We start from the raw sequence: 26,626 nt of genomic DNA on the forward strand, positions 1-26,626 counted from the left end.
CGTGTCCTAGAAGGCGGAGATCACGTTGAAGGTCTCGTAGGGATGCTGCCTGCCGGTGTCGAGGTAGGGCCGGAGCGGACTGGTGTGGCGGTGGCTGCTGCTGTGCACCCACCTGTCCAAGTGCCACTGGCTCTCCCAGTGACTCGTGACCATGAGCGTGGTCTCGTTCACCTGGGAACGCAGCAGTTCGTTGCCGAGCATCCCAGGGGTGCCGACGAGTTGCTCGCTGACCTGCCGGTAGGTGTCGGCAAGCGGCTGCACGTCCTCCTTCGGCACCCGGTACCAGAGGATCACTCGTACCTGCTCGTTCATCGTTCCTCCACCAGTTCGTAGACGACGTGCATCGTTCGCATCGAGCCTCCGTTCCTGTACGGCTGCAGCAGCGCACGATTACGCACGTGCTCCAGGCTCAGTTCGAACTCCCGGAAACTGGGCTCGTCCGTCCAGTCGGTGACCACGTAGTAGGTGGTCCCCTCGCTCTCGTCGCCGGGAGAGCGCGACAGCCACTGTCCTCGGTTCGCCGGATGCCGGGCGACGCCCCTGGCCACTTCCAGCCAGGCCCGCTCGAAATCGGCCTCGGTTCCCGGCCGCACGCGCATGTCCAGCATCACGCGGAACGCCGCGGTCTCGGTCATACGGTCCACACCGCCATCGCCTCGACGTTGCCGAGGAAGACGAGGATCGCGATGACCGTGCGTACGAGATTCCACCTGCCGAAGGCCGGGCGTGGATCGCGCTGCTTCCAGTCGGCCGGCAAGGTGCTGGGATCGAGGTCCATGACCGTACGCTTCAGCCTGGCGTTCCTGGTCGCGGAGACCACCATGATCGCCACCAGCGCGACGATGAGGAACGTGAGCAGGAACTTCGAGTCGCGGGTAGGGGAGAGGAAGAGCAGCGCCACGTCGCAGGCGAGGGTGCCGGCGACCATGAGCGGAGCGAGTGGGTCGAAGCGCGGCGACCAGTACTGGTGCAGCCGCACGTACTCGCCGGCGGGAAGCCGCCGCATCCATGGCACACCGCCGATCGCCGACCACAGGAGCATGCCGGCGACCAGCCCGCTCAGCACGATGGAGATCTGGGAGAGCAGCACGCCCACGGCTCAGCCCCCCGCCGCCTCGCGCTCGATGATTTCCTTGATCCGCTTCATCTGGATCTCGGTGTTGCGGTTGAGCCTTTCGGTCATGGCCTGGTCGTCCACCGGCGCCTGGGGCCACATCTCGAAGTCCTGGACCCAGCGCATCCGCACCCCGCCGCCGTCGGCCTCGGTGTACTCCCAGAAGAGGTTCATGTACTTGAACCAGCCGGTCTCGATTCGCCGCGCCCGCACCGTCCTGGTTCCGGCGTCAGCGGTGCGCTCCGACACCCAGCTCCACTGGTTGCCGTCGGCGTCCGGATGCATGGTCAGCCGAAACCTGACGGTGTCGCCGTCCTTGGCGAGCACCTCGGCCGCCGCGTACTCGCTGAACAGCCGCGGCCACGACTCGACGTCGTTGGTCATCTCCCAGACGGCGTCGGCGGGAGCATCGATCACGACCGCGTTGTCGGTGTGTCCCGCCATGATCACACCGCCCGCCACTGATAGAAGGGGACGGCCATGGCGTCCTTGGGCTCCTTCCACGCGGGGTCATACGGCGAGATGTGCCGTGCCAGCTTGGTGTTGACGTCCTGGTAGAGGTCGGTGCCGCGTGCTTGGTAGAGCCGGTCGGAGATGTCGTCGTCCGCCTCGACCAGGTGGAAGTACAGGTCGTGGAAGCGGAAGAGGGTCCGCTGGGAGACCCCGACCATGCGAGGCAGTTCCGTCGCGTCCGACTCGGCGAAGATCTCGGCGACCGAGTCCGCCTCCGAGGGGCGCATCCGGGCCACTATGAGCGTTCGATGCACGTGACGTCCTTTCTCAGACGGTTGTTCGATGGGGGATCATCGGTGAGAGCCGCCGTCCCGCCGCGGCCAGCTCTCCCGGGGGGTTGAAGCTGTAGCTCAGCCGGACGGCCGGTCCCGGCGTCCGGCCGAACCGGGAACCGTCGGCCACGCGTACTCCGGTTCGTTCCGCCGCTTCGGGACACAGACCGGGCACCCACAGGAAGAAACCGCCGGATGGTACGTCGACCCCGCCGCCGAGCCCGGAGACCAGCGCGTCGCGTCGCACCCGCAGCTCCCTCCGCAGCCGGACCAGCCTGTGGTCGTAGCGCCCGCTCGTGACGAGCGCGGTCACGGCGAGCGAGGCAAGATGGTTGAGCCCGCCTCCGCTGGTCAGCAAACCGCCGGCGGCGAGCCTGCCAGTGAGCGCCGGGTCGGCCAGCATCCAGCCGAGCCGAAGCCCCGGCCCAAGGGTCTTGCTGAAGGTGCACAGCCGGATCACGCCGTCGTACTCCGCCAGTTCCGCGAGTGAAGGCGGCATGGCCACCGGGTCCAGGCGCAACTCCGTGTAGGCGTCGTCCTCGACGATCGGTATGTCGTTCTCTCTGGCCACCGCCACCAGCTCCCGGCGGCGGCGCTCACCGACGAGCAGCCCCGTGGGGTTGTGGAAGGTCGGCATGAGATAGGCGAAGGCGATGCGCCGCCCCGCCCTCCGGTGCGCCCGCGCTGCCTCGGCCATCGCCTGTGGGTCGGGGCCCTCGACGTCGGACGCGATGGGGCGGAGCAGCAGTCCGCGATCGGCGAGGATCCGCAGGCCGAGGTCGTAGCTCAGCGGCTCGCAGAGAACCACGTCGCCCGGTTCGGCCAGCGTCGTCGTCAGCAGGTGCAGGGCTTGTGACGTCCCGGCGGTGACGAGCACGTGTTCGGGCCCGCATGACGGTCCGCCCGTCGCGGCCCGCGCGGCGAGAGCCCGCCGCAGCGGCAGCACCCCCTGGTTCTCCCCGTAGCTGAGGGCGGCGGCGCCGTACTCCGCCAAAGCTTCTTCGTAGGCGGACGCGATCAGGCCGGTCGGCAGCAGGTCCGGATCGAGGTAACCCGGCCCGAGGTCGGCGACCCCGTCCTCGGCGACCGCCTGCACGATGCCCGCGATCCACCGGCGCCGGTGAGGACGAGGTCCGCCCGGAACCATCGCTCAGTGCTCCGTCAGGACGGACCGCAGCTCGCGGACGGCCGCGCCCAGCGCGGTGTACGGCCGGGCCAGCGCGATGCGCAGCGAGTGCTCTCCCCGGGAGGGATCGGCCCAGTAGAACTGGGTGCACGGCAGCGCGTGCACCTGACGCTCGTACAGCTCCGGCCAGATGTCCGCGCAGCGCCGGTCGCCCAGGTCCACCCGCTCCACGCTGACCCGGCTGCTCGGGTCGAGGAAGGTGACGCCCGGCAGGTCCGCGAGCGCTTCGCGCACGAGCCGCCGGCCCCCGGCGATGAACGCGTGCAGGTCGGCCAGACCGCCTCCGGCCGCTTCCTCCGCGAAGCGCTCGACGAGCGCGAGTATGAACGGCGAGACGCCGAGCAGGATGTCGGAGTAGATCCTCGGGATCGGCAGTCCCACGTTCTCGCTGTAGAGCAGCAGCCCGACCTTCAGGTCCAGCGTCGGCCACAGCTTCCCGGTGTCCTCGATCACGACCCAGCGGCAGCCGCTGCTCTCCAGGATGGCGTAGTGGTCGTAGTGCGCGCGGGTGTCGAAGCCACGGAATGAGGTGTCGAGCGCGAGCACCACGTCCCTGCTGCGGCACTCGTCCGCCAGAGCGGCCAGTCGCTCCGCGGACAGCACGCGGCCGGTGGGATTGTTCGGGGTGGTGACGAAGACGCAGCCCACGCCCTTCGGGATGGGCTCCCCGCTGTGCAGCGCATCCTCCTCCACCGGCACCAGCCTCAGGCCGACGCCGCGCAGGATGTCGGGAATGTTGTCGAAGGTCGGGTGTATCAGCGCCACCGCGTCGGTCTCCGTCACGAGCGACCTGGCGAGGATCTCCATCGCCACCGAGGACGCGTAGCAGCTCAGCACGCGGCCGCTCGGATAGCAGTGCTGTCCGAACAGGTGGAGGAAGGCTCCGTGCGCGGCCCGTTCCAGGTCCTCCACCGGCTGCGCCGCGGCTTTCTCGAAGAGCGTGGGCAACTCCTCGACGATCCGCTGCTGGGCTTCGCTGAGTTCCTGGCGGGCGTGACCGTCGGCCACGTTCAACTCGCTGTTGAGCGCCAGGTACTCCAGCTCGGTCAGGTTGGCCGAGCTGAGCTGAAGTGCTGGTTCGATCATGTCTGTACCCCGTCCTGGAGCCGTTCAGAGAGCGATGCGGATGCGGTACTGGTCGAGCCACTGGTTGATCTGCAGGACCATCTCCATGTCGGTGAGGTCCCGCCATGCCCGCCGCGGCTCGCCCGGCCCGGCCAGCAGCGCGTTCACTGCGGCCAGGTCGAGCAGCGGGAGCACCGGAGACGCCGGGTCCGCGAGAACGCGCCGCAGCTCCGCCTTGAGCATCGGGGCGTAGGCGGGGTCGCGGCCGGTAGGGAACTGGCTGGGCGCCCGGTGCAGGACCGAGGCCGGCAGCAGATCGGCGGCGGCCGCGCGGAGCAGGCCCTTCGGACCGCCGGAGGTCTTCATCTCCATGGGAACGTTGAACAGGTACTGCACGAGTTCGTGGTCGCAGTACGGCCAGCGCACCTCGACGCCGCCGGCGAGGCTCGCGCCGTCGTCCAGCGCACAGCCGAACTCCTGCCACCCCTGCAGGTGGAGGAAGTAGATCTCGCGCATCCGGCGATCCCGCGGGTCCTCCCCCTCCAGATGGGGCACCCGCGCCAGGTCGGCCCGGTAGGCGTCGGCGCAGTAACCCGGGATGTCGAGCCGGGTGAGCAGATCCGGGCTGAAAAGGCCGGTGCCCAGGCCCTGCGGCGGCAGGTGGTGCGCGGTCGCCGCGATCCAGGGATAGGTCGGCGCCGCGATCACGGCCGGGTCGTCCATGCCCATGAAGGAGGCGAAGACCGTGTCCGCCTGTTCCCCCGCGAGAACCACCCCGATCCGTTCCCCGATCCGCCGGCACAGCGCGCGCAACGACGCGGGGAACTGCGGGGCCGCCACCGGCATGTCCTGCTGCGCCCGCACGGCCGTACGCCGGAGCACCGGATCCACCATGTCGCCGCTGTCGAGCTCGATCAGCTCGTGCTCGGAGCCGATGTGCTCGGCCACCGCTCGCGCGTACGGCGCGTCCTCGCTGCTGCGCATCGGCCCCGGGCCGGATGCCTGCCCGCCCTTATAGCTGACGGTGAAGGTGCGCAACCGATCCCCGCCGTTCCGGCGCAGCACCAGGGCTGCCAGGGCCGCCACCGTGCTGGAGTCGACACCGCCCGAGAGCAGGACGCCGACGGGGACGTCCGCCGCGAGCCGGCGGGCGACCGAGGCCTCCAGCAGCTCGCGTACACGCCGTACGGTCGTCTCGCCGTCGTCGGTATGCGGCGCCGCGACCAGACGCCAGTAGAGCCGTTCGTCCGTGCCCTTCTCGTCGATGACGACGATCTCGCCGGGCCGCACCCGTCGCATGCCGCTGATGGGGGTGCGGCCCGGCGTGCTCGTGAAGGCGAGCAGCTCACGCAGTCCGCCGGCGTCGGCCACGGGGTCCACGAGCGGATGGGCGAGCACCGCCTTGGGCTCCGATCCGAAGACCACGCCGGTGTCGGTGGGGTGGTAGTACAGCGGTTTGACGCCGAACCGGTCCCGCGCGAGCAGGAGTCGCTCGGCCCCGCTGTCCCACAGGGCGAACGCGAACATGCCGTTCAGACGGGCGGCACTCTCCTCACCCCATTCGAGATAGGCGCGGAGGATCACCTCGGTGTCGCTGCGGGTCCGGAAGCGGTGGCCCCGCAGGCCCAGCTCATGGCGCAGCTCGCGGTGGTTGTAGATCTGGCCGTCGAAGGCCAGCACCGTGGTCTCCTCCGACATCGGCTGCCGCCCGCCATCGAGGTCGACGGCGGCCCTGCGGCGGTGGCCGATGACCGCGTGGGGAGAGGTGAAGATTTCCTCACCGTCCCCGCCACGCCAGGCGAGCGTGCCGAGCTGGGCGAGCACGATGTTGCGGTCCGGTACGAGATTGCGGTGGAAGTCCACCCATCCAGCGATGCCACCCATCCGCGAGCTCCTCCGCATGGTCGTTGAGGTGAGTGCCGCAGCGGCACCTGCCGAGGATGCTGGCAGGGCGGGATCGGCGCGCGTTCAAGCCGTGATCGAGCACCAACCAAGGGCGGAACGGGCGAGAACGTCCTTCACGAGATGGGCGGGCTCCCGCCCGGGCGGGGTAGCGTCCGCACTACCTCCGGGACTCCTGTGATCACCCGTGACGGCGGGCGTCCGCTCTGGTTGGTTGGGACCATGGATCGGACGTCTTCCTCCGAGGCGGTGCGGCTGAGCGAGGTGCGCCGCGTGTACGGCTCGGGAGCGCATGTCGTGACGGCACTGCGCGGGGTGAGCGCGGTGTTCCCCACCGGCTCCTTCACGGCGATCATGGGGCCCTCCGGCTCGGGCAAGTCCACTCTCCTGCAGTGCGCGTCCGGCCTGGACCGGCCCGACGGCGGGCAGGTCGTGATAGGCGGGGTGGACCTGGGCGGGCTGAGTGAACGACGGCTGACGGAGCTGCGCCGTGATCGCGTCGGGTTCGTCTTCCAGTCCTTCAACCTGGTCGAGAGCCTGAACGCGGCGCAGAACATCTCGCTGCCGGTGCTTCTGTCCGGCCACAGGCCGGCGCCCGGGCATGTCGAGGAGCTCCTGCGGACGGTGGGACTCGCCGACCGGGCACGGCACCGTCCGGCGGAGCTGTCCGGCGGGCAGCAGCAGCGCGTGGCCATCGCCAGGGCCCTCGTCACCCGGCCCGAGGTGCTCTTCGCAGATGAACCCACGGGCGCGCTGGACAGCCGCACCGGCAGGGAGGTGCTGCGTCTGCTCAGGCAGCTGGTCGACGAGCGGGGCGACACCGTCGTGATGGTGACCCACGACCCGCTTGCCGCTTCTCACGCCGACCGGGTGCTGTTCCTGTCCGACGGGGCGCTCGTGGGGGAGCTGTGGTCGCCGTCCCCGGCGACCGTCGCCGCCCGCCTTGCGGCGCTGGAGGACACGGCTTACGAGGACGTGCCGTGAAGGGGACGACGACCCTGCTTCGCGTGGCCTGGATGACGCTGCGCGGCCGCCTGCCCGGTTTCGCGGGCGCGATCGTGGCCCTCGCGCTCGGGGTGGGCTACAGCGGGGCCGCCGTCTCGGTGCTCGCCACCGGAGCGGCGCTGCCCGCCGGCACGCCGCTGTCCGTACGGCAGGCCGCGCAGGAGTCGGGGTCCCTCCTCGTGATGCTGGCGGTGATCGGTGCCTTCGTGACGATTCACGTCGTCGCCGGCACGTTCGCCTTCGTGGTGGCGCAGCGGCGGCGCGAGCTCGCCCTGCTCAGAGCCGTCGGCGCGACACCGCGCCAGGTCCGGGGCATGGTCATCGCCGAGGCCTGGCTGGCGGCCCTGCTGGCCTCCGCGGTCGGCATCGTGCTCGCCTTCCCCCTCACCGGGGTCATGACTTCGCTGCTACGGTGGCAGCGGCTGCTGCCCGCCGGGTTCGAGTCCCGCGTCTCGCTCGGGGCGCTGGCGGGCGCCTTCGCCGCGGGGGTGGTCATCGGGGTGCTGGCCGCCGCCGCCTCGGCCGGACGCGCCGCACGGGTACGGCCCGCCGAGGCGCTGCGCGACTCGGCGCTGGCCGACCGGCCGATCGGACGTGGTCGCTGGCTGGGCGCGCTGGCCTTCCTGGCCTGTGGCGGGGGCATGCTCGCGCTGGTGCCGGTGGCGCCCCCGGACGGCCGCATGCCGCTCACGATGTTCGTGTCCCTGCCGCTGGTGCTCGGGTTCACCCTGCTCGCCCCCGCCTTCGCCGGATGGGCGGGGGCCGCTGTGGCCACCCCCCTGGTCCGGGTGACCTCGGCGACGGGCCTGCTGGCCAGGGAGAACGTCCGGCAGGCCGTACGCAGGACGGCCTCCACCGCCGCTCCGGTGCTCGTCACGGTTGGACTGACGGGTTCGCTGCTGGGCGGCACGGCCCTGCTCGGCCAGGCGATTGCGGCGGACTTCCGGCAGGCCTGGCGCTCCGATCTCGTGGTGTCGGGGCCCGGAGCCGCCGAGGTGGGGACCGTACGGGGGGTGGTCGCCGCGGTGCGGGTCACCAGGGGGGAGGTCGTGGTCGCGGCGAACCGGACCGAGCGCAGGGTCGACGCGTTCGGAGTGCGCCCAGAGGGCCTCGAGCGGGTCATGAACCTGTCCAACGTCGCCGGCGACCTGGCCGGACTGCGGTATGACGGTGCGGCCGCCGACCGGAGGCAGGCCGAGACGTTCGGGTGGAGGCTCGGCGGGCCGGTCCGGCTGACCCTGCCCGGCGGGAAGCCGGCCGTGCTACGGCTGACCGCGGTCTTCGACGGGTCCCCGTTCGGCGGAACACTGCTGCTTCCGCGCGACTTCCTCCCGGGCCCGGTCTCCGTACACGTGGCCGTCGCTCCCGAAGCGGCCGCCGGCACGGTGGCCGCGGCCATCGAGCGGCGATGGACCGGCATACATGCCGCCTCGACGGCGGAGTCGGCGAGCGCGGCGAGCGGCGCGCGACTGGGGGGCATGCGCATCGGCGCCCTGGCCCTGGCGGCGTTCGCCGTGGCCTACACGCTCATCGCGGTGGCCAACACGTCCGTGATGGCGTTCGGCGCCCGCGGGGCGGAGTTCGCCCGGCTGCTGCGGCTGGGCGCTCGAAGGGTGCAGGTGCTGCGGATGGTGCTGTGGGAGTCGCTGTCCGTGTCGGCCATTGGGGTGCTTCTGGGCGGCGCGGTGACCGCCGTGGCGGTGCTGGGGCTACGCGAGGTTCTGCGCGGGCTCGGGGTGACGGTGGTGCCGGACCTCCCGTGGGCGCAGATCGGCTCGGTCGCCTGCGCGTGCGTCGCGGTGGTGACGCTGTCGGGCCTGATGCCGGCCGCCCTGCTCGTGCGCCGTCAGGGCCCCTCCTCGCGCAGATAGTGCAGCACCGCCATGACGCGGCGATGCTCCTCGTCCGTCGGTTCGAGGAGCAGCTTGCCGAAGATGTTCCCGACGTGTTTGAGCACCGCCGCGTCCGTCACACCGAGCCTCCTCGCGATCGCGCTGTTCGACTTGCCCTCCGCCATCAGGGCCAGCACCTCTCGCTCGCGTGGTGTGAGCCGGGCAAGGGCGGACTGGTCCCTGCGGTCCTCCAGCAGCCGCACCACCACCTCGGGGTCGATGACCGTGCCGCCTCCCGCCACCCTCGTCACCGCGTCCAAGAACTCCTCGACCTCGCCGACCCGGTTCTTCAGCAGATAGCCGAGACCCCTGCCGGCGCCGGACTCCAGCAGTTCCAGGGCGTACGAGCGCTCCACGTATTGGGAGAGCACCAGCACCGCCGTCCCCGGGTGCCCGGTGCGGATGCGCAACGCGGCGCGCAGCCCCTCGTCGCGGTAACCCGGTGGCATGCGCACATCCACCACGGCCACGTCGGGCCGGTGCCCGGCGACCGCCTCGAGCAGGTCGCCGGCGTTGCCTACCGAGGCGACGACGCGATGGCCGAACCGCTCCAGGATGTGCCGCAGGCCCTCGCGCAGCAGCACCGCGTCGTCGGCGATCACGACGTCCACTCGACCTCCACCCGCACCACGGTGGGCCCTCCGGGCGGACTCGACAGGCCGACGGTGCCGCCCACCGCCGCGACCCGGTCCGCCAGACCCGTGAGGCCGCTGCCCAGACCGGGATCGGCGCCGCCCCGCCCCTCGTCCCGTACCTGCAGGACCAGTCTGCCGCACCCGGGCGTGGCGCACGGTTCGGAGGCGAGGAGCAACTCGCCCCTGCGCGCCCCGCTGTGCTTGGCGAGATTGGTCAGCGCCTCGCAGGCGGCGAAGTACAGCGCCGCCTCTACCGCGTCCGGCGCACGCGCGCCTCCGACGCGCACGGTGACCGGCACCGGGCACCGCTTGGCGGCCTCCGTCAGCGCCGCACCCAGGCCGCGGTCGGCCAGGATCGCAGGACGCATCCCGCGCACCAGGTCGCGCAGCTCGTCCAGTGTCTCCTGCGCCTCCCGATAGGCACGGTTCACCAGTTCCCCGGCTTCGGCCAGTTCCCCGGCTTCCACCGCCGCCCCGGACAGCTCCATCTTCGCCAGGCCAAGTGTGATGAGCAGCCCGGTGAGCCGTTGCTGGGTGCCGTCGTGCAGGTCGCGCTCCAGCCGCCGCCGCTCGCTGTCGAAGACGTCGGCCAGCCGGGCGCGGGACCGGTCCACCTCGATGAGCTGCAGCCGCAGGTCGCCGTCGTCGGGCGCGAGCAGGATCCGGGCCAGCATCGCCTCGGCCGCGGCCGCGGCGCAGATCAGATAGGCGGCGAGCACCGCGGCCAGCAGTCCGCCGGCCGCCGCCGTCCAGGCCAGCTCCGGCCGGGCCACCACGGCCTGCCAGGAGGCGTTCGCATGCGGCGTTCCCGGCAGCGAGTTCCAGAACGGCGCGGCGAGGGGCATCAGCGCCGTGGCCGCGACGAGCAGCAGGCCCGCCAGGTTGACCGGGGCCAGCAGGCACAGCAGCAGGCCGTGCCCGGCCTCGCGCCACACCATGGAGCCGGTCGGCGGTTCCGCGCCGCGCGGGAGCACCGCCGGGATCGGACGGTGATCCACCAAGCGCAGCCGGGCGCGCTCGGCCCGGCCCAGCAGATCCGTCCAGTGGGACACGGATCGCAGCAGCCGCACCCCGACGATCAGGGGCGCCGTCACCGCGCCGGCGACCAGCAGGACCACGGTCCCCGCCAGCCAGGCGACCGCCACGACCGGACCCGACAGCAGGTACGCCGCCGACCGCCAGGGCAGCGAGGACAGCGGCACCCGCCACAGCATTCCGGACAGGGTGCGCCACGGCCCCGGGTCACTCTCCATATGCTCCCCTGGATAGAGCCTTCGTCCAGCGGTGGTCCAGGCCGGCTCGACCGCCGTTGTCCGGCTCGATGCCCGTACTTACGCTGCGCCCATGACCGTCGCGCAGCAAACGGGACCCGTCGGCTACTCTCTCCCGCTCTCCCCCTCCGGCACATCGTCGATGATCACACCACCACCCTGGCATTTCTCCGGGGAGGTGATGATGGTCGACTACCGGGTGGATCCGGCAGCGGCCGTGCGCTTCCTCCCGCCTGGCCTGGAGCCGGGCCCCGACCCCGGCAGTGCGGCCGCCGTCTTCGCTGAGTGGCAGTGGTGCTCGGGCTCCGGAGAGGAGCTCGCCGATCCGGCTCGTTGCCGCTTCGCCGAGTTCCTCGTCCTGCTGTCGTGCGAGCATCGGGGCGAGCCGATGGCGCGCTGTCCCTACGCCTGGGTGGACCAGGCGGTGCCGCTGGTACGGGGGTGGATACAGGGGATGCCCAAGCAGCACGGCGCCATTCACCAGACCCGTCCCGTCTCCGTGGGCCGCGCGGGCCCGCGGCGAGCCGCCGGTGGACACTTCGCGGGCACCCTCAGCGTGCACGGCCGCACGCTGGCCACCGCCGCTGTGACGCTCTCCGGCCCCTCCCGGCCACCGGGGCTGCACACGGTGCCCCTCGTCCACAGCAGGTTCTTCCCATCCTGGATTCCGGGGGAGGAGACGTCACCCGACCTGGTCGCCTCCCGGGTCACGGACGTCGAGTTCGGCGAGGTGTGGACCGGCCGCGGGGAGCTGAGCTTCCCGCTCGATCCGGTGCACGACCCCGACCTGGCTCTGCTCGCGCCCATCGAGATCGGTTCGGGCTACATCTTCTCCTATGCGGAGACCCTGCACGGCGGCCGCAGGCTCGGCTGACGGGCGTCGCTAGAAGAAGACCACCGTTCCGGCGTCCACCGGCCGCCGGAACGCCCGCCACATCCACGCCTGCGCGGCAGCCGCCAACGGGAGGGCGGCAAGCGCGAGGCCGCCCAGCGTACGCAGGGTCTCCGCGTCCGCGGTGCCCTCGGGCAGTTGCGCGGCCAGCCTTAGAAGCACCATCAGAACGGGGCTCGCGACGGCGGCGGAGCTGAGCACCAGCGCCCTTGCGTGCCTGTCCGCTCGCACCGCCGTGTCCGCGGCCCACAGCGCCCCAGCGGCCAGGGCCCCCACCCCGGTGACAGGGAGCACGACGCTCCACTCCCTCGGCAGGACGAAGACGGCACCGGCGCCGACGGCGAGCACGAGCAGCGCCGCGGCGGGCCGCAGCAGGCGGGCGGCCCTCTCCCGCGCCCTCGTGGCCATGTCGTCCCGCAGCCGCGCCACGAGGAAGATCGCGCCGTGCGCGGCGAACAGTGTGACCAGGACGGCCGCCCACAGCAGCGCGTACGGCCCGGTCAGCTGCCAGGCGCCGGCCGTCGTGCCGGGCTCGGGGAGCCCGGCGAGAGCGGCCCCCACGACCATCCCCCAGAAGGCGGCGAAGGCCGTGCTGGCCGCGACCAGCAGCCGATCCCAGCCGGCCCGCCAGCGCAGGGACGGCTGCCGGCTGCGGAACCAGACGGCCGCGTCCCGCAGCACCCAGATCAGCAGGCCGGCCGCGACGAGCGGGTACAGGCCGCCCAGAACTCGATCCTCGACGAGTGGGAACGCGCCGCTGAGCACACCCCCGACGGCCACCAGCCACACCTCGTTGCCCAGGAAGAACGGACCGATCGCGGTGATGAGCATGCGGCGCTCGCCCTCGCCACGGCCGAGCCGGCGCAGCAGGACGCCGGTGCCGATGTCGAAGCCGTCCACCACGAAGTAGCCACCGAGCAGCAGCCCCAGCAGGACCACCCATACGACATCCATGAGATCCTCCGGTATGGGCCTGGGTCAGAAGGCCATCAGACGGTCCCTGGCGGGCTCGGCCACCGTGGTCCCCAAGGGCGTGTGCCGGGGCCCCCGCCGGGCGAATTTGACGATCAGCCAGTAGTCGAGGACCACCAGCGCCCCGAGCACCAGAGTGAAGCCGATGTATGACGCGAGCACGAGAACGGGCGGGATGGGTGACGCGGCCTGTTCCGTGGTCAGCAGGCCGTAGACGGCCCACGGCTGCCGGCCCACCTCGCGCACGATCCATCCCATGACGACCAGCACCAGCGGCAGCGGCGCCATCGCCAGCAGTACGTACAGGGGCACGCGGAGCCGCGCGATCCAGTTCCGGAACAGCAGCAGCAGACAGACCGATGTGGTGAGTGTGAGGACGAAGGCGCCGTTCATCATGACCTGGTACGGCACGGCGATCCAGGAGGGCGGCGCGAAGTCGCCCTGCCCGAATCGCTGGAGCATCGCCTGCCGCGCCAGCTCCAGCCGATGCGGGTCCTGGTACATGACGGCGAGCTTCATCGGCTGGTACTGCTCGATGGCGACCTCCTGGAGGAAGCCGAAGTGGATGATCGAGTATCCGCCCGCCGGGGCGGCGACCACGCCCCACCGCAGCGAGCGGCGGAACACCTCGGTCTCCGAGGTGCGCTTGATCAGGTGCCAGGAGCTGATGCCCGCCAGGAACATACCGCCGGCCAACGCCGCCGCCGAAGCGACGTGAAGGAAGGCGTCGGTGAGGCTGATGTTGGCCAGCAACGCTTTCAGGTCGGTCAGGACCACGACGCCGTCGCGGGCCGCGTAACCGACCGGGTGCTGCAGGAACGCGTTCGCGGCCAGGATCCACAGCGCCGAGACGTAGGCGGCGACCGCAACCAGCCAGATCAGGGCCAGGTGCACCCATTTGGGCAGCCGGTTCCAGCCGAAGATCCACATGCCCAGGAAGGTCGCCTCCACGAAGAAGGCGACCAGTGTCTCCAACGCCAGCGGCGCCCCGAAGACGTTGCCGGCAGCCTGCGTGAGCCCACTCCAGTTCATGCCGAACTGGAACTCCATCACCAGGCCCGTGACGATTCCCAGGGCGTAGTTGATTACGTAGAGCGTTCCCCAGAACTTCGTCATCCGGGCGTACACGCTCTTTCCTGTGATCGTGTAGACGGTCTGCATGGCCGCGACGAGCACGACGAGTCCCAGCGACAGGGTCACGAAGAGGAAATGGAAGGACGTCGTGGTGGCGAACTGCAACCGTGCGAGGAGAAGAGTGTCCATCATCGCTCCGAGTGTTCGCCGCCGGACAGGCCGGATCGGTGATCAGCCTGTCACGGCGGCGAACGTCTGTCGTCGGATCACGGGAGGCTGATCCGGCTGCCACAGGGGGAGCAGCCCGCGATCGCGCCTACCGCCCGGGGCGTAGTCATGCGGCCTGAGTGAGCCGGGCGTCGACCATGGCGAGGAACTCGCGCGGAGTCTGCGTCTTGTCGGTCTCGCCGTCGCCGAGTTTGATCCCGAGCTCCCGTTCCACTCGTACGGTGATCTCCAAGACCGCCAGCGAGTCGTAGCGTAGGTCTTCGAAGGAGGTGTCGTGGATCTCCCCGTCGAGATCCACGCTCGCGTCCTCGCCCGCCGCTTCACGCATGATCCGGCGCAGGTCCTGGATGGTGAACTGACTCATCGCTGATTCCTCTCCTCATCGGGTTGCCGCCTTCGGCATCGCCGGGGCGGGGCGGAGTGCCGGGGATGCGCAGGGCGAGCGCCGCCGCGAGTCCGGCCACCGCACACAGAGCCGCGATCGTGAACACGATCGCCGTTGCGGAGCCTTGATCATCGGTACGGGCGAGTTCGAGCCGGTAGACGCCGCTGAGCGTCGCGAGCCCGAGCAGACCGCCCAGCTGGCGGCTGAGCGACTGCACGGCGAGCGCCGAGCCCAGATCGGGCCGGGGCGCGTGGTTCATGACCGCGACCGAGTAGACCTGGAACAGCAGGCCCAGGCCGATCCCGAGACAGACCGTGGCCGCGATCCCGGCCGGCGAGACGCCGGCGTCCGCTTGTACGGCGAGGCCCGCCAACCCGGCCAGGAGAAGGCCCGCTCCCGCAACGCCGAACATCTGGGGGTGCCCCCACCGGGCCATGAGCGGGCTTCCCGCAAGCGACACGACGAGCGTGCCCGCCGTGATCGGAAACAGGGACGCCCCGGCGCCGGTCGCGTTCATGCCTGAGGCGACCATCAGCAGAGGCAGGAATGTGATGGCGGCGAACATGGCGAGGCCGGTCATGAACCCCTGCACGTACGCGGCGACGAGGACGCGGTTGCCGAACAGGCGGAGCGGCACGATCGGCCGCCGGGCTCGCCGCTCCACCCGCACCCACAGCACGAACAGGACGACGGCGCCCACGCCCAGCCCGGCGACGACCGGCGAGGTCCATGAGTGAACGGTGCCCGCCCAGCTCGACAGCAGCACCAGGCACACGCACGCGGCCGCGAGCAGCGCCGCGCCGGGGTAGTCCACCGCCGTCTCGCCCTCGGACCGGGCCAACCGCCGGGTCGTGGCGATGAGGACGAGCGCGGCGAGCCCGAAAGGCACGGACAGGAAGAACGTCCAGCGCCAGCCCAGCGCGTCGGTGACGAGACCGCCGAGGAACGGGCTGACCGCGCTGGACACGTTCACGGCCGTGGCGAAGAACACCTGGTAGCGCACCCGCCGGCGCGAGTCGAGCAGTTCCGCGTAAACGGCGACCGCGGAGACCATGAGACCGCCTGCCCCCACGCCCTGGACGACGCGGAAGACCACCAACTGCGTCATCGACCCGGCGAGACCGCAGAGCACCGAGCCCGCGGACAGCAGGGCCAGGGCCGTCACGAGAACCGCCTTGCGCCCGAAGATGTCGCCGAACCTGCCGTAGAGGGGCGTCGCCACCGTGGACGCCAGCACGGCTCCCGTGGTGACCCAGGCGAACAGGTCCAGCCGGCCGAACTCCGTCACGATCGCCGGCAGCGCCGTCGCCGTGATGTTCAGGTCGACCACGGCGAGCACCTGGGCCAGCAACGCCGCGGTCAGCGGGGCCAGCGAGCGCGGGCCGGTGGCCGGCGCGGCTAGCTGGGGACTCGCCACGGGTCATCCTCTCCGCCGCCGGGTTCCTGCTCCCACGGAACGCACCAGAAGACCTGCACCGAGCCGAGAAGGTGGAGGAACCGCAGGAGCGACTCGACCAGCCGGTGTCTCATGGCGCCCGTCCCTCCAGGCCGCCGGCGCTCAGCAGGCAGCGCAGCGCCGCCCTCACATCGTCCTGTGGGTGCTCGACCGCCTCCCCGCGCCGCCATCCGACGATCCCGTCAGGGCGGATCAGGACGGCCCCGCCCGCGCCGACGCCGTGACGCCGACACCACTCGGCCGCACCGGCGGCGACGAGGTCGTCGGTCATCAGGTGTGCGGCGATGTCCACGCCGAGGTCGGCGGCCACCCGGCCGGCCGCCACAACCCAGCTCCGGCCTGCCGGCCCGGCCATGAGGGTGAAGCCCCGGCCGAACAGGTCAAGGGTCGAGCGGCCGCCCGGATGAAGCTCCAGATGCGGTGCGCGGACGCCGATCTCAGCGCCATTGGTTTTCGGATCGACGACGTGCGGCGCCCGTGGGTCGGGCTCCACCAGCGCTCCCGCCGGATACCGGTAGCCGAAGGTCAGGGAAAGATCGTCGATCAGCCCGTCCCCGCCCCCCGGGCGGCCGAATCCCACGTGGGTCCTCACCCGTCGCAGGCACTGGTCCACCGTCAGCTCGGCCACCGGACCGCGCTCCGCCTCGTAGCTGTCGAGCAGCGCGTCGCCCGCCACGCCTCGCAGTACATGGGCGAGCTTCCAGGCCAGGTTGTGCGCGTCCTGGATGCCGGTGCTCGCACCGAAGCCGCCCACCGGAGGCATCACGTGGGCCGCGTCGCCGGCCAGGAACACCTGTCCCTCCCGGTACCGCGTCGCGGTCAGCGCCGACAACTCCCACGACTGCCTGTCGAGGATGCGTACCGGCAGGCCGGGCACGCCCACGGCGGCCCGTACCAGCGTCACGCAGCGGTCCTCGGGATACTCGGGCAGCGGCTCGGGATGCTGGATGTAGAGGATGCCCTGCCGGAGCGTGTCATCGTGCACAAGCAGCCCGTCCACCTGCTCGTTGCGCACCTGGCAGATGGCGAACCGCCGGTCGCCCAGCGGTCCGCGCAGATCGGCTTCGAACACGATGCTGAGCTGGTGCGCCAGCGCTCGTGTTCCCTTGAGCTCGATGCCGAGCCGCTTGCGCATGGGGCTGCGGGCACCGTCGGCGGCGACCAGGTACCGCGCTCGCATCCGGCCGCCGTCGCGCAGGGTCACCGTCACACCGTCGTCGTCCTGCGAGAAGGACTCCATCTCGCAGCCGAATCTCACGACCGCGCCGAGGTCCTCCGCACGCGACCGTATCAGCGGCTCCAGGCGATCCTGGCTGCACAGCGCCCAGGATGACGGGCTGATCCCCTCAAGATCGCCGGCCGTGGGAAGGTCCGCGCGGAACACTTCCCGCCCGGCCAGGCTCTCGACCCGGGCCCGCATGGTGTGGTCGGCGAAACCCTCGCCTGCCTTCCGTACGGCGGGCTCCAGGCCGATCTGCCGCAGCAGTTCCACGGCCCGGGGGTTGAACCCCCTGGCGCGTGGGTGAGCGGACAGCCGGGACCGCCGCTCCAGGACCTGGCACGGCACGCCGTGCCAGGCAAGGAAGGCGGCCGCCGACAGCCCCGCGACGCCCCCTCCGACGACGAGAACGGCGGTCGACTCTCTCCGGGCGCTCATCGCGGACGGCGGGCGACGACCAGCGTGTTGTGGGCGCCGATCGAGGACGAGCCGATGTCGGTGAATTCGGCCTCCGTGAGCCAGGATCTGCACTCCCCGACCGTGTACTCCGACCCGTGCGGCGTCACCATGAGCATGTTGAGGCTCGTGAGGAGGGCGCCGGCCGGCCCCCGGCGATCGTCGTCGATCATAGGGTCGCAGATCAGCAGCACGCCGCCCGGAGGCAGGGCCCGGTGCGCCGCGCCGACGAGCAGGCGCCGCTCGTCGACTCCCCAGTCGTGCAGGACGTGGCTCATGACCAGCGCCTGTGCGGACGGCATGGGGTCTTCGAAGAAGTTGCCCGGATGGAAGGTCACCTTGCCGGTGAGCTGGAGCTGGGTCATGTGTTCGTGGAACACCGGCTCCACCCCGGGCAGGTCCTGCACGCCGACCCGCAGATGGGGGTGGCGGCGCAGGATCGCGGCGGCCAGGTTGCCCCGTGCGCCGCCGATGTCGACCACGGAGTCCACCGTCGACCAGTCGAACGCCTCGGCCAGCGCCGGGCCGATCATCCCGTTGAGGTAGTCCATCCCGGCGGTGAAGTTCCGCCAGGCCGCCGTCGTGCGGTACTGCTCGGTGAACATCTCCGGACCGGAGCCCCAGCGGTTCTGCGGGTCGCCCGTGCGGAGCGCGTCGACAAGCCGGTCCCACCGTGCGTCGGCCTTGCTGAGGAAGGCCCCGACATACGACGGCCGGTCGGCATTGAGGTAGTGCTCCGCTATCGGCGTGTTGCGGTAGGCGTCGCCCTCGCGCTCCAGCATCCCCAGCGCCACGAGGGCGTCAAGGAAGTCCGCGGTACCGCGCGGGTGCAGGCCCAGGCGTTCACCGAGCTCCGCCGCGGTGCCGGGAGCTGCGGAAAGGCTGGTGAAGACGCCCAGTTCCGCCGCGGTGAGGATGGTCTTGCGGCTGAAGTAGGCGGTTCCGAGCCGCCACAGGGGCTCGGCGCTGACCGCGTCGCTCGCCGGTGAGTGCACGTGGGTGGTCACGAAACCTCCATAAGGGAGAGGGCCGGAATGTCCAGCCCGAGCCGGTTGTTGATCCGCCTGTGGCCGACCGCGAGGATCGCCGCGACGGTGGCCGCGAGGATCGCGAGTCCGAGAAAGTAGAGGGGAGCGGGGCTCGACCCGCCGGACATCGCGGCGCGGGCGAACTGGCCCGCGACGACGGCGCCGACCGCTCCCGCCAGCCACCAGAGCCCCATGAACTGGCCGGCCGTTCCGGCCGGCGCCACCTGCGCGGTGGCGCCCAGCCCGGCGGCGCCCACGACGAGCTCGGCACAGGCCAGCACCAGGTAGACCGCGGTGAGCCAGAGCGGCGAGACCGGGCCCGCCGCGGCCAGGCTCGCCGCGAGCGTCATCAGCAGGAGGCCGACGGCCCCCAGTGACAGTCCGAGCGCGAGCTTGACCGGCACATCGAGCCTGCGGCCGGCGCCCGTCCAGAAGCGGGCCACGGCCGGGGCGGCGAGGAGCACGAACAGCGGGTGCAACGTCTGGAACCAGCTCGCGGGAAGGATGAAGCCGAACAGGCCGCGGTCGGTCGACTCTGCCGCGAACTGGTTGAAGACCGAGTTGGCCTGACTGGCCAGCAGGAAGAACACGGCCGTCGCGAGGAAGATCCAGCCGTAGGAGCGCAGTCGCCGGGCGTCGTCCCGGCTCACCGCAGGACCTCGCAGGATGGACCGCACGTACGGAATCGGCGCCAGGAGGACCAGCAGCCCGAGCCCCGCGACGAAATGCTCTATCCCGGCGCGCCCCGTCAGCACGTCGAGCACGATGAGAACCGCCACCAGGCCGGCGCCCAGCGCGGTCCATCCGCAGACGCGCCGCAGTGTGCGCCGGTCCGCGGGCTGCGGTGGGTATCGGCCGATGTCGCCGAAGTGCCGCAGGTTGCGCAGGAAGGTGGTCAGACCGACGGCCATGCCCGCGGCGGCGGCGCCGAAGCCCAGGTGCCATCCGACCCGTTCCCCGAGGAAACCGGTAACGATCGGTGCCGCCAGAGCGCCCATCTGGATGCTGACGAAGAAGAGTGAGAATCCCGCCTCTCGCTGCGCCGACGCCCGTGGGGGATAGAAGGACCCGAGGAGCGCCGTCAGGTTCGGCTTGAGCAGCCCCGTTCCCGCGGCGATGAGCGCGATGCCCGGATAGAAGGCGGCGACAAGCGGCAGCGCCAGACAGAGGTGGCCGGCGGCGATGAGTACGCCTCCGTACACCACGGCCCGCTGCGCGCCGAAGACGCGATCGCCGAGCCAGCCGCCGGGTACCGAGGCGACGAACGTCGCCGAGACGTAGAGCCCGACGAGAGCTCCCGCGCTGCCCGCCTGCATGCCGAGCCCGCCGGTGTGCGCGGGCGCGGTGGCGTACAAGAAGAGGATCGCCATCATTCCGAAGAAGCTGAACCGCTCCCACAGGTCGGTCAGGAACAGCGTGCTGAACCAGCGTGGCTGGCGCCATGGCCAGAGCTCCAGCGGTGGTGACATCTCATCCAACTCCCGAGGTCGGCCGTCGGCGGTGATGCTGGCAGCCGGATCTCGCGTCTGATTCGTGTTCCGCTGGTGCGCCTCGTCCGTTCTCGAGCACATCTCGACGGCGACGCGATCGGTGATGGCGACGCTGAGGCTCCGCCTACACGCAGGAGTGTCAGCAATGACCGCTCAAGAGACCGAACAGGCGAAGGGGCTGCGGTTTCCGTTCGCCTCCCCGTGCCCGGGGGAGCCGGCGCCCGAATTCGACCGGCTGCGGGCCGGCCGCCCGGTGACGCAGGTTACGCTCCCCACCGGGGACGTGGCGTGGCTGGTAACCCGCCATGCGGACAATCGGACGGTGCTGAGCGACGCCCGGTTCAGCCGGGCGTTGACGACGCGTCCCGGCGCACCGCGGCTGCAACCGATCCCTCCCGATCCGAACTCGGTGTTCAGCATGGACCCGCCCGAGCACACCCGGCTGCGCCGGCTGGTGTCCCCGGCTTTCGGCAGCCGGCGCATGGCCGCGCTACGACCCGTGATCGAGCGCGAGGTGGATCTGCTCGTCGACCGGATGGTCGAGACGGGCCCGCCGGCGGATCTGGTGTCGGGCTTCGCGAGGCGGCTGCCGATCACCGTCATATGCGAACTCCTCGGCGTGCCGGCCGGGGACCGTGAGCGGATCGCCGGGTGGGTCGACGTGCTGCTGAGCCTGACGACCTTCGAACCGAGTCAGGTCGCCCAGGCTCGGGCCGACCTCAAGCGCTACCTCGCGGAACTCATCGCGGTCAAGCGGGACAAGCCGTCCGACGACCTGTTCAGCGAGCTCATCGAGGCCCGCGACGCCGCCGGCCTCCTCAGCGAGGAGGAATTGGTGATGATGGGCGCCACCGTGCTCACGGGCGGCTTCTTGAGCACGGCGAGCGAGATCGCCCTGTCGTTCCTCTGCCTGCTGCGTCACCCGGATCAGCTCTCGCTGCTACGCGCACGCCCCGGCCTGCTGTCATCCGCCGTGGACGAACTCCTGCGCTACAACGCGCTGACGACCGGCGGCGGTCTCATCCGTGTGGCCACCGAGGACGTGCGGCTGGGCGAGGTCACGATCAAGGCAGGCGAGGGGGTGCTCCCGGCCATCTCGGCCGCGAACCGCGACCCCGACGTGTTCGACGATCCGCACCGGTTCGACGTGAGCCGCGAGGGCGGCCCACATCTCACCTTCGGCTTGGGCATCCACTACTGCCTCGGCGCGCGCCTGGCCCGGATCGAGCTTGAGGTGGCGCTCGACGTGACGCTGCGGCGCCTGCCGGGGCTGCGGTTGTCCGTGCCCCTGACCGAGTTGCGCCCGCAGGGCGGTCACCTCATACGCGGGCTTCCGGAGTTGCCGGTCACCTGGTGAGGTCAGGACCGGGGGCGCGGACGCACCAGGCCCGACTCGAACGCGAAGACCACGAGCTGGGCCCGGTCGCGGGCCGAGAGCTTGACCATGGCCCGGCTCACGTGGGTCTTGGCCGTCGCCGGGCTCACCGTCATCCGCTCGGCGATCTCCCCGTTCGACAGTCCCGCCGCCACCAGCGAGACCACCTCCCGCTCGCGTTCGGTCAGCACGCTCAGCTCGGGAGGGGGCGGACCGTCCACTGTCCTGCCGGCGTACTCCCTGATCAGACGCCGCGTCACACTCGGGCTGAGCAAAGAGTCGCCCGCCGCGACCACCCGTACGGCCTGGAGGAGCTGGGCCGGTTCGGTGTCCTTGACCAGGAAGCCGGAGGCTCCGGCGCGCAGCCCGCGGAAAACGTACTCGTCCAGCTCGAACATCGTCAGGATGACCACGTGGACGGCGTCGAGCCGGGGATCGGCGGCGATCCTGCGGGTGGCCTCGATGCCGTCGAGTTCCGGCATTCTGACGTCCATGAACACGACATCGGGCCGCAGCTCGACGGCCATGGCCACGGCCTGGTCGCCGTCCACGGCCTCACCCACGACCTCGATGTCCGGCTCGGAATCGAGCAACGCACGCACGCCCGCCCTGATGAGCGGCTGATCGTCCGCCAGCAACACCCTGATCACGCCGCACTCCCCGCCGGGATCCTCGCCCGCACCCGGAACCCCCTGCCCTCCGCCGGTCCGGCGCAGAACTCCCCGCCGGCGATCAACACCCGCTCCCTCATCCCCACCATCCCGTTGCCCTCGCTGATCGGCGTACCGGCGGGCACGCCTGCGCCGTCGTCCACGACCTCCACCACGATGTCGCGGTCGTCGAAGTCGATCGTCACACAGGCCCGCCGCGCGCGGGCGTGGCGTATCACGTTCGTGAGCGATTCCTGGACGATGCGGTAGACGGTCAGATCGACCCCGCCGGGCAGCTCACGCTGTTCCTCCGGCAGGCTCATCGAGACCTCCAGCCGCGCTTCACGCGCCCGATCGACCAGCTCGTTCAGGCGGTTCAGGCCGGGGGCCGGCGGGAGCGGCCGCCCCTCGTCGTCCACACCCCGCAGCACGCCGAGCATGCCGCGCAGTTCGACCAGGGCGTCCTTGCTCGCCCTGCGGATGGCCCCGAGCGCGACCCTGGCCTGCTCCGGGTCGCGCTCGATCAAATGCTCGGAGACTCCCGCCTGCAGGTTGATGACGGAGATGCTGTGCGCGAGGACGTCGTGCAGTTCCCTCGCGATGCGCAGTCGTTCCTCCGTGATCCTGCGCCAGGCCGCCTCCTCCCGGGTCCGCTCGGCCTGCGCCGCGCGCTCCCGCTCAGCCAGCAGGCGTTCGCGACGGTCGCGGGAGACCTCTCCTCCGACCAGGATGAGCCCGAGCCAGGTCGTGAGCCACACCAGCCCCTGCACGTCCGGGGTGCGTCCCCAGAGCGTGCCGAGCAGGTACGTGGCCAGGGCCCAAATCACCATGGCGGTCACCGCCGCCATCCGGCGTCCCGCGCTGACCGCGGTGAACAGCGCGACAGCCGGCGGAATCGTGAAGGCCCCACCCGGCAGGTCGAACGCCTGGTAGCACAGCGAACCGGCCAGCACGGCGACCATCGTGGTCACCGGCGCCCGGCGCCGGGCCGGCAACGGCACCGCCATGGCGATCAGGATCAGGTACGCGGCCCAGTCGGGTAGCCGCCCCGCGGGGGAGGACCACGCGATGGCGGCCGTCGCCCCCACGGTCACCGCGGCGACCGCTGCCGCGAGCACGAGATCGTCACCGGCTGCTTTGGACAGTGCGCGCGGCATGACAGTCAGTCTACGAACCTCAGCGTCTCTTGAGGAGGAGACCAAGAGGCGTGGACAGCTTCTCGATCCGGAGCTGACATCGTCTCAACGAGCCGACCAGTCTCGTGCGAATCGGCATGTCCAACCTGGTTCTGCGCACATCAGCCAGGTTCAACGAGGGGAGTCCGATGGCTGTGGAGCAGGTCCGCGTCACCAAGGTCGCGGCAGCCGGGGTCAGCCCGAACCGGCGCAGGGGCGGAGACATCCGTGTCCTGCTCAGTCCGAAGACGGTGGGAACGACCAGTGGATTCATGGGTGTCCTCACCCTCGCACCCGGTGAGCACGTCTCGGAGCACTACCACCCGTACTCCGAGGAGTTCCTCTACGTGGTGCGGGGCCGGCTGACCATGCGGGTGGAGACGGACGTCGTCGACCTGGAACCGGACGACGCGCTGGCCGTACCGATCGGGGCCAGGCACAGGCTGGTCAACACCAGTGACGAAGAGGCTCTGGTCGTCTTCCACCTTGCACCGCTGGCGCCCCGGCCGGAGCTCGGGCATGTGGACACAGAGGAGCCGCCGCAGGCCGGAGCGCCGAGCCCGCAGGTAGGCGGGAACAGCCGGTGAACAGGCGGGTCGTCATCACAGGGATAGGCGTGGTCACCCCGGGCGGGATCGGAACCAAGGACTTCTGGGAGCAGCTCACCGCGGGCCGCACGGCCACCCGGCTCATCCAGGCCTTCGACGCGAGCGCCTACCGCTCGCCCATCGCCGCCGAAGTCGATTTCGACCCGGCTCTCGCCGGACTGACCGCCCGGCAGGTCCGGCGGATGGACCGGGCCGCGCAGTTCGCAGTCGTCTCGGCCAGGGAGGCGCTCGCGGACAGCGGCCTGGAGACCGACGCGGTGGACCCGGCCCGCATCGGCGTGAGTCTGGGCAGCGCCGTCGGCTGCACCGTGGCCCTGGAACGGGAGTATGTAGTGCTCAGCGACAGCGGCCGTCAGTGGCTCGTCGACCACGAGTACGGCATGCCGCATCTGTACGGATTCATGGTTCCGAGCACGCTCGCCTGCGAGGTCGCCTGGGAGAGCGGGGCGGAGGGCCCGGTTCAGCTCGTGTCCAACGGCTGCACCTCGGGCCTGGACGCCGTCGGATACGGTGCCCAGCTTGTGGCCGAGGGAACCGTCGACGTGGCCGTCGCCGGCGCGACCGACGCACCGATCTCCCCGATCACGGTGGCGTGCTTCGACGCGATCAAGGCGACCAGCCCCAACGTCGCCGACCCCGAGCACGCCTCACGGCCGTTCGACCGCGACCGTGACGGCTTCGTGCTGGGCGAGGGCGCGGCCGTGCTGGTCCTGGAGGGCCTGGACGCCGCCAGGGCGCGCGGCGCGCACATCTACGCCGAGATCGCGGGTTACGCCGCGCGGGGCAACGCCTACCACATGACCGGCCTGAAGCCGGACGGCCGGGAGATGGCCGAGGCCATCAGGGCCGCGCTGGACCAGGCGCGGCTCGAGCCCGGCGACGTGGACTACATCAACGCGCACGGCTCCGGCACCAAGCAGAACGACCGACACGAGACGGCGGCCTTCAAGCGCAGCCTCGGTGCGCGGGCCTATGAGGTCCCGGTCAGCTCGATAAAATCGATGATCGGGCACTCTTTGGGGGCCATCGGCGCGATCGAGGTCGCGGCCTCCGCCCTGGCACTGGAGCACGGGGTCGTCCCGCCTACGGCGAACCTGCACACGCCCGACCCCGAATGTGACCTCGACTACGTGCCTCTGACCGCACGGGACCATGCGATGGACGCCGTGTTGAGCGTCGGTAGCGGCTTCGGCGGCTTCCAGACCGCCATGATCTTGACGCGTGCGGGGAGCTGAAGGAATGCGGGAGTCGCTTGTCGTGACCGGGATCGGCGTCGTCGCGCCGACCGGCACCACCGCCGACGAACACTGGGCGGCGACGCTGGAGGGCCGCAGCGGCCTCGGCCCCATCACCAGGTTCGACCCGGCCGCCTACCCGGTGCGGATCGCGGGGGAGGTGAAGGGCTTCGCCGCCACGGAGCATCTGTCCAGTCGGCTGACCACGCAGACGGATCACTGGACCCACATGGGGCTTGTCGCCGCGGAAAGCGCACTGGCCGACGCCGGGACAGTGCCGGCTGAGCTGCCCGAATACGAGATGGCGGTCGTGACAGCCAGTTCGTCGGGCGGCACCGAGTTCGGCCAGCGGGAGATGACCGGGTTGTGGAGCCTGGGCCCCGAGCACGTCGGCGCCTACCAGTCCATCGCCTGGTTCTACGCGGCCACGACCGGGCAGATCTCCATCCGGCACGGCATGCGCGGACCCTGCGCCGCGCTCGCCACGGAGCAGGCCGGCGGGCTGGACGCGGTCGGGCAGGCCAGGCGGACGCTGCGGGCGGGGGCGAGGCTCGCCCTGGTTGGCGGCACGGACGCCTCGCTGTGCCCCTACGGACTGGTCGCGCAGCTGTCCAGCAGAGCACTCAGCACGGTGTCCGACCCCGCGCGCGCCTACATCCCTTTCGACGTGTCCGCGTGCGGCTACGTGCCCGGCGAGGGCGGAGCCATGTTCGTGATGGAGCACGGGAAGGACGGCGCGCGTACTGCCGATCGGTACGGAGAGGTCCTCGGGTATGCGGCGACCTTCGACCCTGCGCCGGGCCGGGGCAGGCCGCCGGGATTGCGGCGGGCGATCGAACTCGCGCTGGCCGACGCGGGGTTGCGCCCAGGCGAGATAGACGTCGTATTCGCCGACGCCATGGGCGTGCCGGCCGCGGACCGCATGGAGGCCGAGGCCCTGTGCGCGGTCTTCGGACCGCGTGCCGTCCCGGTGACGGCGCCAAAGACGTTGACCGGGCGGCTGTACGCGGGAGGAGCCGCGCTCGACCTGGTCACGGCTCTGCTGGCGCTGCGTGACGGGGTGATCCCGCCGACGGCGGGAGTGGTCGAACTCGATCGAACTCTCGGTCTCGATCTGGTCGGCGACGAACCACGGGAATTGCGCCTGCGCACTGCGCTGGTGGTCGCCCGGGGCCACGGGGGGTTCAACTCCGCACTCGTCCTGGGGCGGTAACACATACGCAAAACGGGACATAGGTTGCATTAAGATGTATTTTTGTCCAAACAACATATATCACTTCCGTGCCCTCTTATGTCCCCCTTACAATTAGGTAATCCCCTCTTGTTGAAAGGTGGACAAACTATAAAGCCCGCTTCGAACACCCTTCCTGAGATAGGTGAGGTATGCTCAAGTTCAAGGTGCTCGGCACGCTCGAAGTGCTCCAGGATGGTCGCCATTGCACACCGACACCACCAAAAGTTCTCCGGGTCCTGGCTGTTCTCCTGCTTAGAGCCAACCGCGTCGTGCCAGTCGAGACGCTGATCGAGG

27 protein-coding genes are annotated in these 26,626 nt (G+C 70.8%); 7 read left to right on the forward strand and 20 right to left on the reverse strand.

The window, feature by feature from the left end; genetic code table 11:
• Positions 1 to 6 precede the first annotated feature (6 nt).
• Genes FLX08_RS05445 through asnB form a run of 8 tightly spaced genes read right to left on the reverse strand, consistent with a single transcriptional unit; the run spans position 7 to position 6,034 of the window.
• Complete coding sequence (locus FLX08_RS05445) at positions 7 to 312, reverse strand: antibiotic biosynthesis monooxygenase family protein (RefSeq protein WP_142617065.1); 306 nt, start codon at positions 310 to 312, stop codon at positions 7 to 9.
• The gene (locus FLX08_RS05450) at positions 309 to 635 is read right to left on the reverse strand and encodes an antibiotic biosynthesis monooxygenase family protein (RefSeq protein WP_142617066.1); all 327 of its coding nucleotides are present in this window, start codon (positions 633 to 635) and stop codon (positions 309 to 311) included. Before FLX08_RS05450 ends, FLX08_RS05445 begins: the two co-directional genes overlap by 4 nt.
• Positions 632 to 1,096, reverse strand: coding sequence for an anthrone oxygenase family protein (locus tag FLX08_RS05455; RefSeq protein ID WP_142617067.1), 465 nt, complete (start codon positions 1,094 to 1,096; stop codon positions 632 to 634). The genes FLX08_RS05450 and FLX08_RS05455 overlap by 4 nt, the downstream gene beginning before the upstream one ends.
• Before the next feature lie 3 nt (positions 1,097 to 1,099).
• A complete protein-coding gene (locus FLX08_RS05460) occupies positions 1,100 to 1,558 on the reverse strand; it encodes an SRPBCC family protein (protein ID WP_142617068.1) in 459 nt (152 codons plus the stop codon).
• 2 nt (positions 1,559 to 1,560) lie between these two features.
• Positions 1,561 to 1,881, reverse strand: a complete 321-nt coding sequence (locus FLX08_RS05465) for a TcmI family type II polyketide cyclase (RefSeq protein WP_142617069.1) — start codon at positions 1,879 to 1,881, stop codon at positions 1,561 to 1,563.
• A 13-nt stretch (positions 1,882 to 1,894) separates the two neighbouring features.
• On the reverse strand, positions 1,895 to 2,995 hold the full coding sequence (locus FLX08_RS05470) for an aminotransferase-like domain-containing protein (protein WP_167530281.1): 1,101 nt from the start codon (positions 2,993 to 2,995) through the stop codon (positions 1,895 to 1,897).
• Positions 2,996 to 3,049: 54 nt separating this feature from the next.
• Entirely contained in the window at positions 3,050 to 4,171 is a 1,122-nt protein-coding gene (gene mppP / locus FLX08_RS05475; protein ID WP_142617071.1) for an enduracididine biosynthesis enzyme MppP, read from the reverse strand.
• Between the two features lie 24 nt (positions 4,172 to 4,195).
• Complete coding sequence (asnB, locus tag FLX08_RS05480) at positions 4,196 to 6,034, reverse strand: asparagine synthase (glutamine-hydrolyzing) (RefSeq protein ID WP_208761271.1); 1,839 nt, start codon at positions 6,032 to 6,034, stop codon at positions 4,196 to 4,198.
• 240 nt (positions 6,035 to 6,274) lie between these two features.
• On the opposite strand from asnB, the gene FLX08_RS05485 reads away from it, so the two are divergent.
• Together FLX08_RS05485 and FLX08_RS05490 are read left to right on the forward strand one after the other, a co-directional pair.
• Positions 6,275 to 7,036 (forward strand): ABC transporter ATP-binding protein, encoded by a 762-nt coding sequence (locus tag FLX08_RS05485; protein WP_142617072.1) that lies wholly within the window; start codon positions 6,275 to 6,277, stop codon positions 7,034 to 7,036.
• Positions 7,033 to 8,928: an ABC transporter permease gene (locus FLX08_RS05490; RefSeq protein WP_142617073.1), complete on the forward strand. Its 1,896-nt coding sequence runs from the start codon at positions 7,033 to 7,035 to the stop codon at positions 8,926 to 8,928. Before FLX08_RS05485 ends, FLX08_RS05490 begins: the two co-directional genes overlap by 4 nt.
• On the opposite strand, the gene FLX08_RS05495 is transcribed toward FLX08_RS05490, so the two are convergent.
• Both FLX08_RS05495 and FLX08_RS05500 read right to left on the reverse strand, forming a co-directional pair.
• On the reverse strand, positions 8,904 to 9,560 hold the full coding sequence (locus FLX08_RS05495; RefSeq protein ID WP_208761272.1) for a response regulator transcription factor: 657 nt from the start codon (positions 9,558 to 9,560) through the stop codon (positions 8,904 to 8,906). The genes FLX08_RS05490 and FLX08_RS05495 overlap by 25 nt on opposite strands.
• Entirely contained in the window at positions 9,548 to 10,837 is a 1,290-nt protein-coding gene (locus tag FLX08_RS05500; RefSeq protein WP_208761273.1) for a sensor histidine kinase, read from the reverse strand. Before FLX08_RS05500 ends, FLX08_RS05495 begins: the two co-directional genes overlap by 13 nt.
• A 91-nt stretch (positions 10,838 to 10,928) precedes the next feature.
• Here FLX08_RS05500 and mppR point away from each other — a divergent pair, with 91 nt between their 5' ends.
• Positions 10,929 to 11,729, forward strand: a complete 801-nt coding sequence (gene mppR, locus FLX08_RS05505; RefSeq protein ID WP_142617074.1) for an enduracididine biosynthesis enzyme MppR — start codon at positions 10,929 to 10,931, stop codon at positions 11,727 to 11,729.
• A gap of 9 nt (positions 11,730 to 11,738) precedes the next feature.
• Here mppR and FLX08_RS05510 read toward each other — a convergent pair whose 3' ends face one another.
• The 8 genes from FLX08_RS05510 to FLX08_RS05540 form a co-directional block, all read right to left on the reverse strand.
• Positions 11,739 to 12,701 carry a cytochrome d ubiquinol oxidase subunit II gene (locus FLX08_RS05510; protein WP_142617075.1) on the reverse strand — a complete coding sequence of 321 codons (963 nt, stop codon included), beginning with the start codon at positions 12,699 to 12,701 and terminating at the stop codon, positions 11,739 to 11,741.
• A 24-nt stretch (positions 12,702 to 12,725) separates the two neighbouring features.
• Positions 12,726 to 13,985, reverse strand: coding sequence for a cytochrome ubiquinol oxidase subunit I (locus tag FLX08_RS05515; protein ID WP_244312432.1), 1,260 nt, complete (start codon positions 13,983 to 13,985; stop codon positions 12,726 to 12,728).
• A 142-nt stretch (positions 13,986 to 14,127) separates the two neighbouring features.
• Entirely contained in the window at positions 14,128 to 14,385 is a 258-nt protein-coding gene (locus tag FLX08_RS05520) for an acyl carrier protein (protein WP_142617076.1), read from the reverse strand.
• Entirely contained in the window at positions 14,342 to 15,823 is a 1,482-nt protein-coding gene (locus FLX08_RS05525) for an MFS transporter (protein WP_142617077.1), read from the reverse strand. The genes FLX08_RS05520 and FLX08_RS05525 overlap by 44 nt, the downstream gene beginning before the upstream one ends.
• Positions 15,805 to 15,936 carry a hypothetical protein gene (locus FLX08_RS42885; protein ID WP_280117086.1) on the reverse strand — a complete coding sequence of 44 codons (132 nt, stop codon included), beginning with the start codon at positions 15,934 to 15,936 and terminating at the stop codon, positions 15,805 to 15,807. Before FLX08_RS42885 ends, FLX08_RS05525 begins: the two co-directional genes overlap by 19 nt.
• The gene (locus FLX08_RS05530; RefSeq protein ID WP_142617078.1) at positions 15,933 to 17,519 is read right to left on the reverse strand and encodes an FAD-dependent monooxygenase; all 1,587 of its coding nucleotides are present in this window, start codon (positions 17,517 to 17,519) and stop codon (positions 15,933 to 15,935) included. The genes FLX08_RS42885 and FLX08_RS05530 overlap by 4 nt, the downstream gene beginning before the upstream one ends.
• Positions 17,516 to 18,544 (reverse strand): methyltransferase, encoded by a 1,029-nt coding sequence (locus tag FLX08_RS05535; RefSeq protein ID WP_208761274.1) that lies wholly within the window; start codon positions 18,542 to 18,544, stop codon positions 17,516 to 17,518. Before FLX08_RS05535 ends, FLX08_RS05530 begins: the two co-directional genes overlap by 4 nt.
• Positions 18,541 to 20,034 (reverse strand): peptide MFS transporter, encoded by a 1,494-nt coding sequence (locus tag FLX08_RS05540; protein WP_167530282.1) that lies wholly within the window; start codon positions 20,032 to 20,034, stop codon positions 18,541 to 18,543. The genes FLX08_RS05535 and FLX08_RS05540 overlap by 4 nt, the downstream gene beginning before the upstream one ends.
• Positions 20,035 to 20,200: 166 nt before the next feature.
• Between FLX08_RS05540 and FLX08_RS05545 the strand changes: the two genes are divergently transcribed.
• On the forward strand, positions 20,201 to 21,412 hold the full coding sequence (locus FLX08_RS05545) for a cytochrome P450 (protein ID WP_142617080.1): 1,212 nt from the start codon (positions 20,201 to 20,203) through the stop codon (positions 21,410 to 21,412).
• Between the two features lie 2 nt (positions 21,413 to 21,414).
• Here the strand turns inward: FLX08_RS05545 and FLX08_RS05550 are convergent, their stop codons facing one another.
• On the reverse strand, positions 21,415 to 22,080 hold the full coding sequence (locus tag FLX08_RS05550; RefSeq protein WP_142617081.1) for a response regulator: 666 nt from the start codon (positions 22,078 to 22,080) through the stop codon (positions 21,415 to 21,417).
• Positions 22,077 to 23,237: a sensor histidine kinase gene (locus FLX08_RS05555; RefSeq protein ID WP_142617082.1), complete on the reverse strand. Its 1,161-nt coding sequence runs from the start codon at positions 23,235 to 23,237 to the stop codon at positions 22,077 to 22,079. Before FLX08_RS05555 ends, FLX08_RS05550 begins: the two co-directional genes overlap by 4 nt.
• Before the next feature lie 167 nt (positions 23,238 to 23,404).
• On the opposite strand from FLX08_RS05555, the gene FLX08_RS05560 reads away from it, so the two are divergent.
• Genes FLX08_RS05560 through FLX08_RS05570 form a run of 3 tightly spaced genes read left to right on the forward strand, consistent with a single transcriptional unit; the run spans position 23,405 to position 26,311 of the window.
• Positions 23,405 to 23,842: a cupin domain-containing protein gene (locus FLX08_RS05560; RefSeq protein ID WP_142617083.1), complete on the forward strand. Its 438-nt coding sequence runs from the start codon at positions 23,405 to 23,407 to the stop codon at positions 23,840 to 23,842.
• A complete protein-coding gene (locus FLX08_RS05565; protein ID WP_142617084.1) occupies positions 23,839 to 25,098 on the forward strand; it encodes a beta-ketoacyl-[acyl-carrier-protein] synthase family protein in 1,260 nt (419 codons plus the stop codon). The genes FLX08_RS05560 and FLX08_RS05565 overlap by 4 nt, the downstream gene beginning before the upstream one ends.
• 4 nt (positions 25,099 to 25,102) lie before the next feature.
• Positions 25,103 to 26,311 (forward strand): ketosynthase chain-length factor, encoded by a 1,209-nt coding sequence (locus FLX08_RS05570; RefSeq protein ID WP_142617085.1) that lies wholly within the window; start codon positions 25,103 to 25,105, stop codon positions 26,309 to 26,311.
• Positions 26,312 to 26,626 lie beyond the last annotated feature (315 nt).

Origin of the sequence: Microbispora hainanensis (assembly GCF_006874475.1) — a bacterium.
GTDB classification, from domain to species: Bacteria; Actinomycetota; Actinomycetes; order Streptosporangiales; family Streptosporangiaceae; genus Microbispora; species Microbispora hainanensis.

Bases quoted from the DNA above. Each gene is read 5' to 3' on its own strand.
- FLX08_RS05445 (WP_142617065.1), bottom strand. From the start codon at position 312: ATGAACGAGCAGGTACGAGTGATCCTCTGGTACCGGGTGCCGAAGGAG.
- FLX08_RS05450 (WP_142617066.1), bottom strand. From the start codon at position 635: ATGACCGAGACCGCGGCGTTCCGCGTGATGCTGGACATGCGCGTGCGG.
- FLX08_RS05460 (WP_142617068.1), bottom strand. From the start codon at position 1,558: ATGGCGGGACACACCGACAACGCGGTCGTGATCGATGCTCCCGCCGAC.
- mppP (WP_142617071.1), bottom strand. From the start codon at position 4,171: ATGATCGAACCAGCACTTCAGCTCAGCTCGGCCAACCTGACCGAGCTG.
- asnB (WP_208761271.1), bottom strand. From the start codon at position 6,034: ATGGGTGGCATCGCTGGATGGGTGGACTTCCACCGCAATCTCGTACCG.
- FLX08_RS05485 (WP_142617072.1), top strand. From the start codon at position 6,275: ATGGATCGGACGTCTTCCTCCGAGGCGGTGCGGCTGAGCGAGGTGCGC.
- FLX08_RS05500 (WP_208761273.1), bottom strand. From the start codon at position 10,837: ATGGAGAGTGACCCGGGGCCGTGGCGCACCCTGTCCGGAATGCTGTGG.
- mppR (WP_142617074.1), top strand. From the start codon at position 10,929: ATGACCGTCGCGCAGCAAACGGGACCCGTCGGCTACTCTCTCCCGCTC.
- FLX08_RS05510 (WP_142617075.1), bottom strand. From the start codon at position 12,701: ATGGATGTCGTATGGGTGGTCCTGCTGGGGCTGCTGCTCGGTGGCTAC.
- FLX08_RS05515 (WP_244312432.1), bottom strand. From the start codon at position 13,985: ATGATGGACACTCTTCTCCTCGCACGGTTGCAGTTCGCCACCACGACG.
- FLX08_RS05520 (WP_142617076.1), bottom strand. From the start codon at position 14,385: ATGAGTCAGTTCACCATCCAGGACCTGCGCCGGATCATGCGTGAAGCG.
- FLX08_RS42885 (WP_280117086.1), bottom strand. From the start codon at position 15,936: ATGAGACACCGGCTGGTCGAGTCGCTCCTGCGGTTCCTCCACCTTCTC.
- FLX08_RS05530 (WP_142617078.1), bottom strand. From the start codon at position 17,519: ATGAGCGCCCGGAGAGAGTCGACCGCCGTTCTCGTCGTCGGAGGGGGC.
- FLX08_RS05540 (WP_167530282.1), bottom strand. From the start codon at position 20,034: ATGTCACCACCGCTGGAGCTCTGGCCATGGCGCCAGCCACGCTGGTTC.
- FLX08_RS05545 (WP_142617080.1), top strand. From the start codon at position 20,201: ATGACCGCTCAAGAGACCGAACAGGCGAAGGGGCTGCGGTTTCCGTTC.
- FLX08_RS05555 (WP_142617082.1), bottom strand. From the start codon at position 23,237: ATGCCGCGCGCACTGTCCAAAGCAGCCGGTGACGATCTCGTGCTCGCG.
- FLX08_RS05560 (WP_142617083.1), top strand. From the start codon at position 23,405: ATGGCTGTGGAGCAGGTCCGCGTCACCAAGGTCGCGGCAGCCGGGGTC.
- FLX08_RS05570 (WP_142617085.1), top strand. From the start codon at position 25,103: ATGCGGGAGTCGCTTGTCGTGACCGGGATCGGCGTCGTCGCGCCGACC.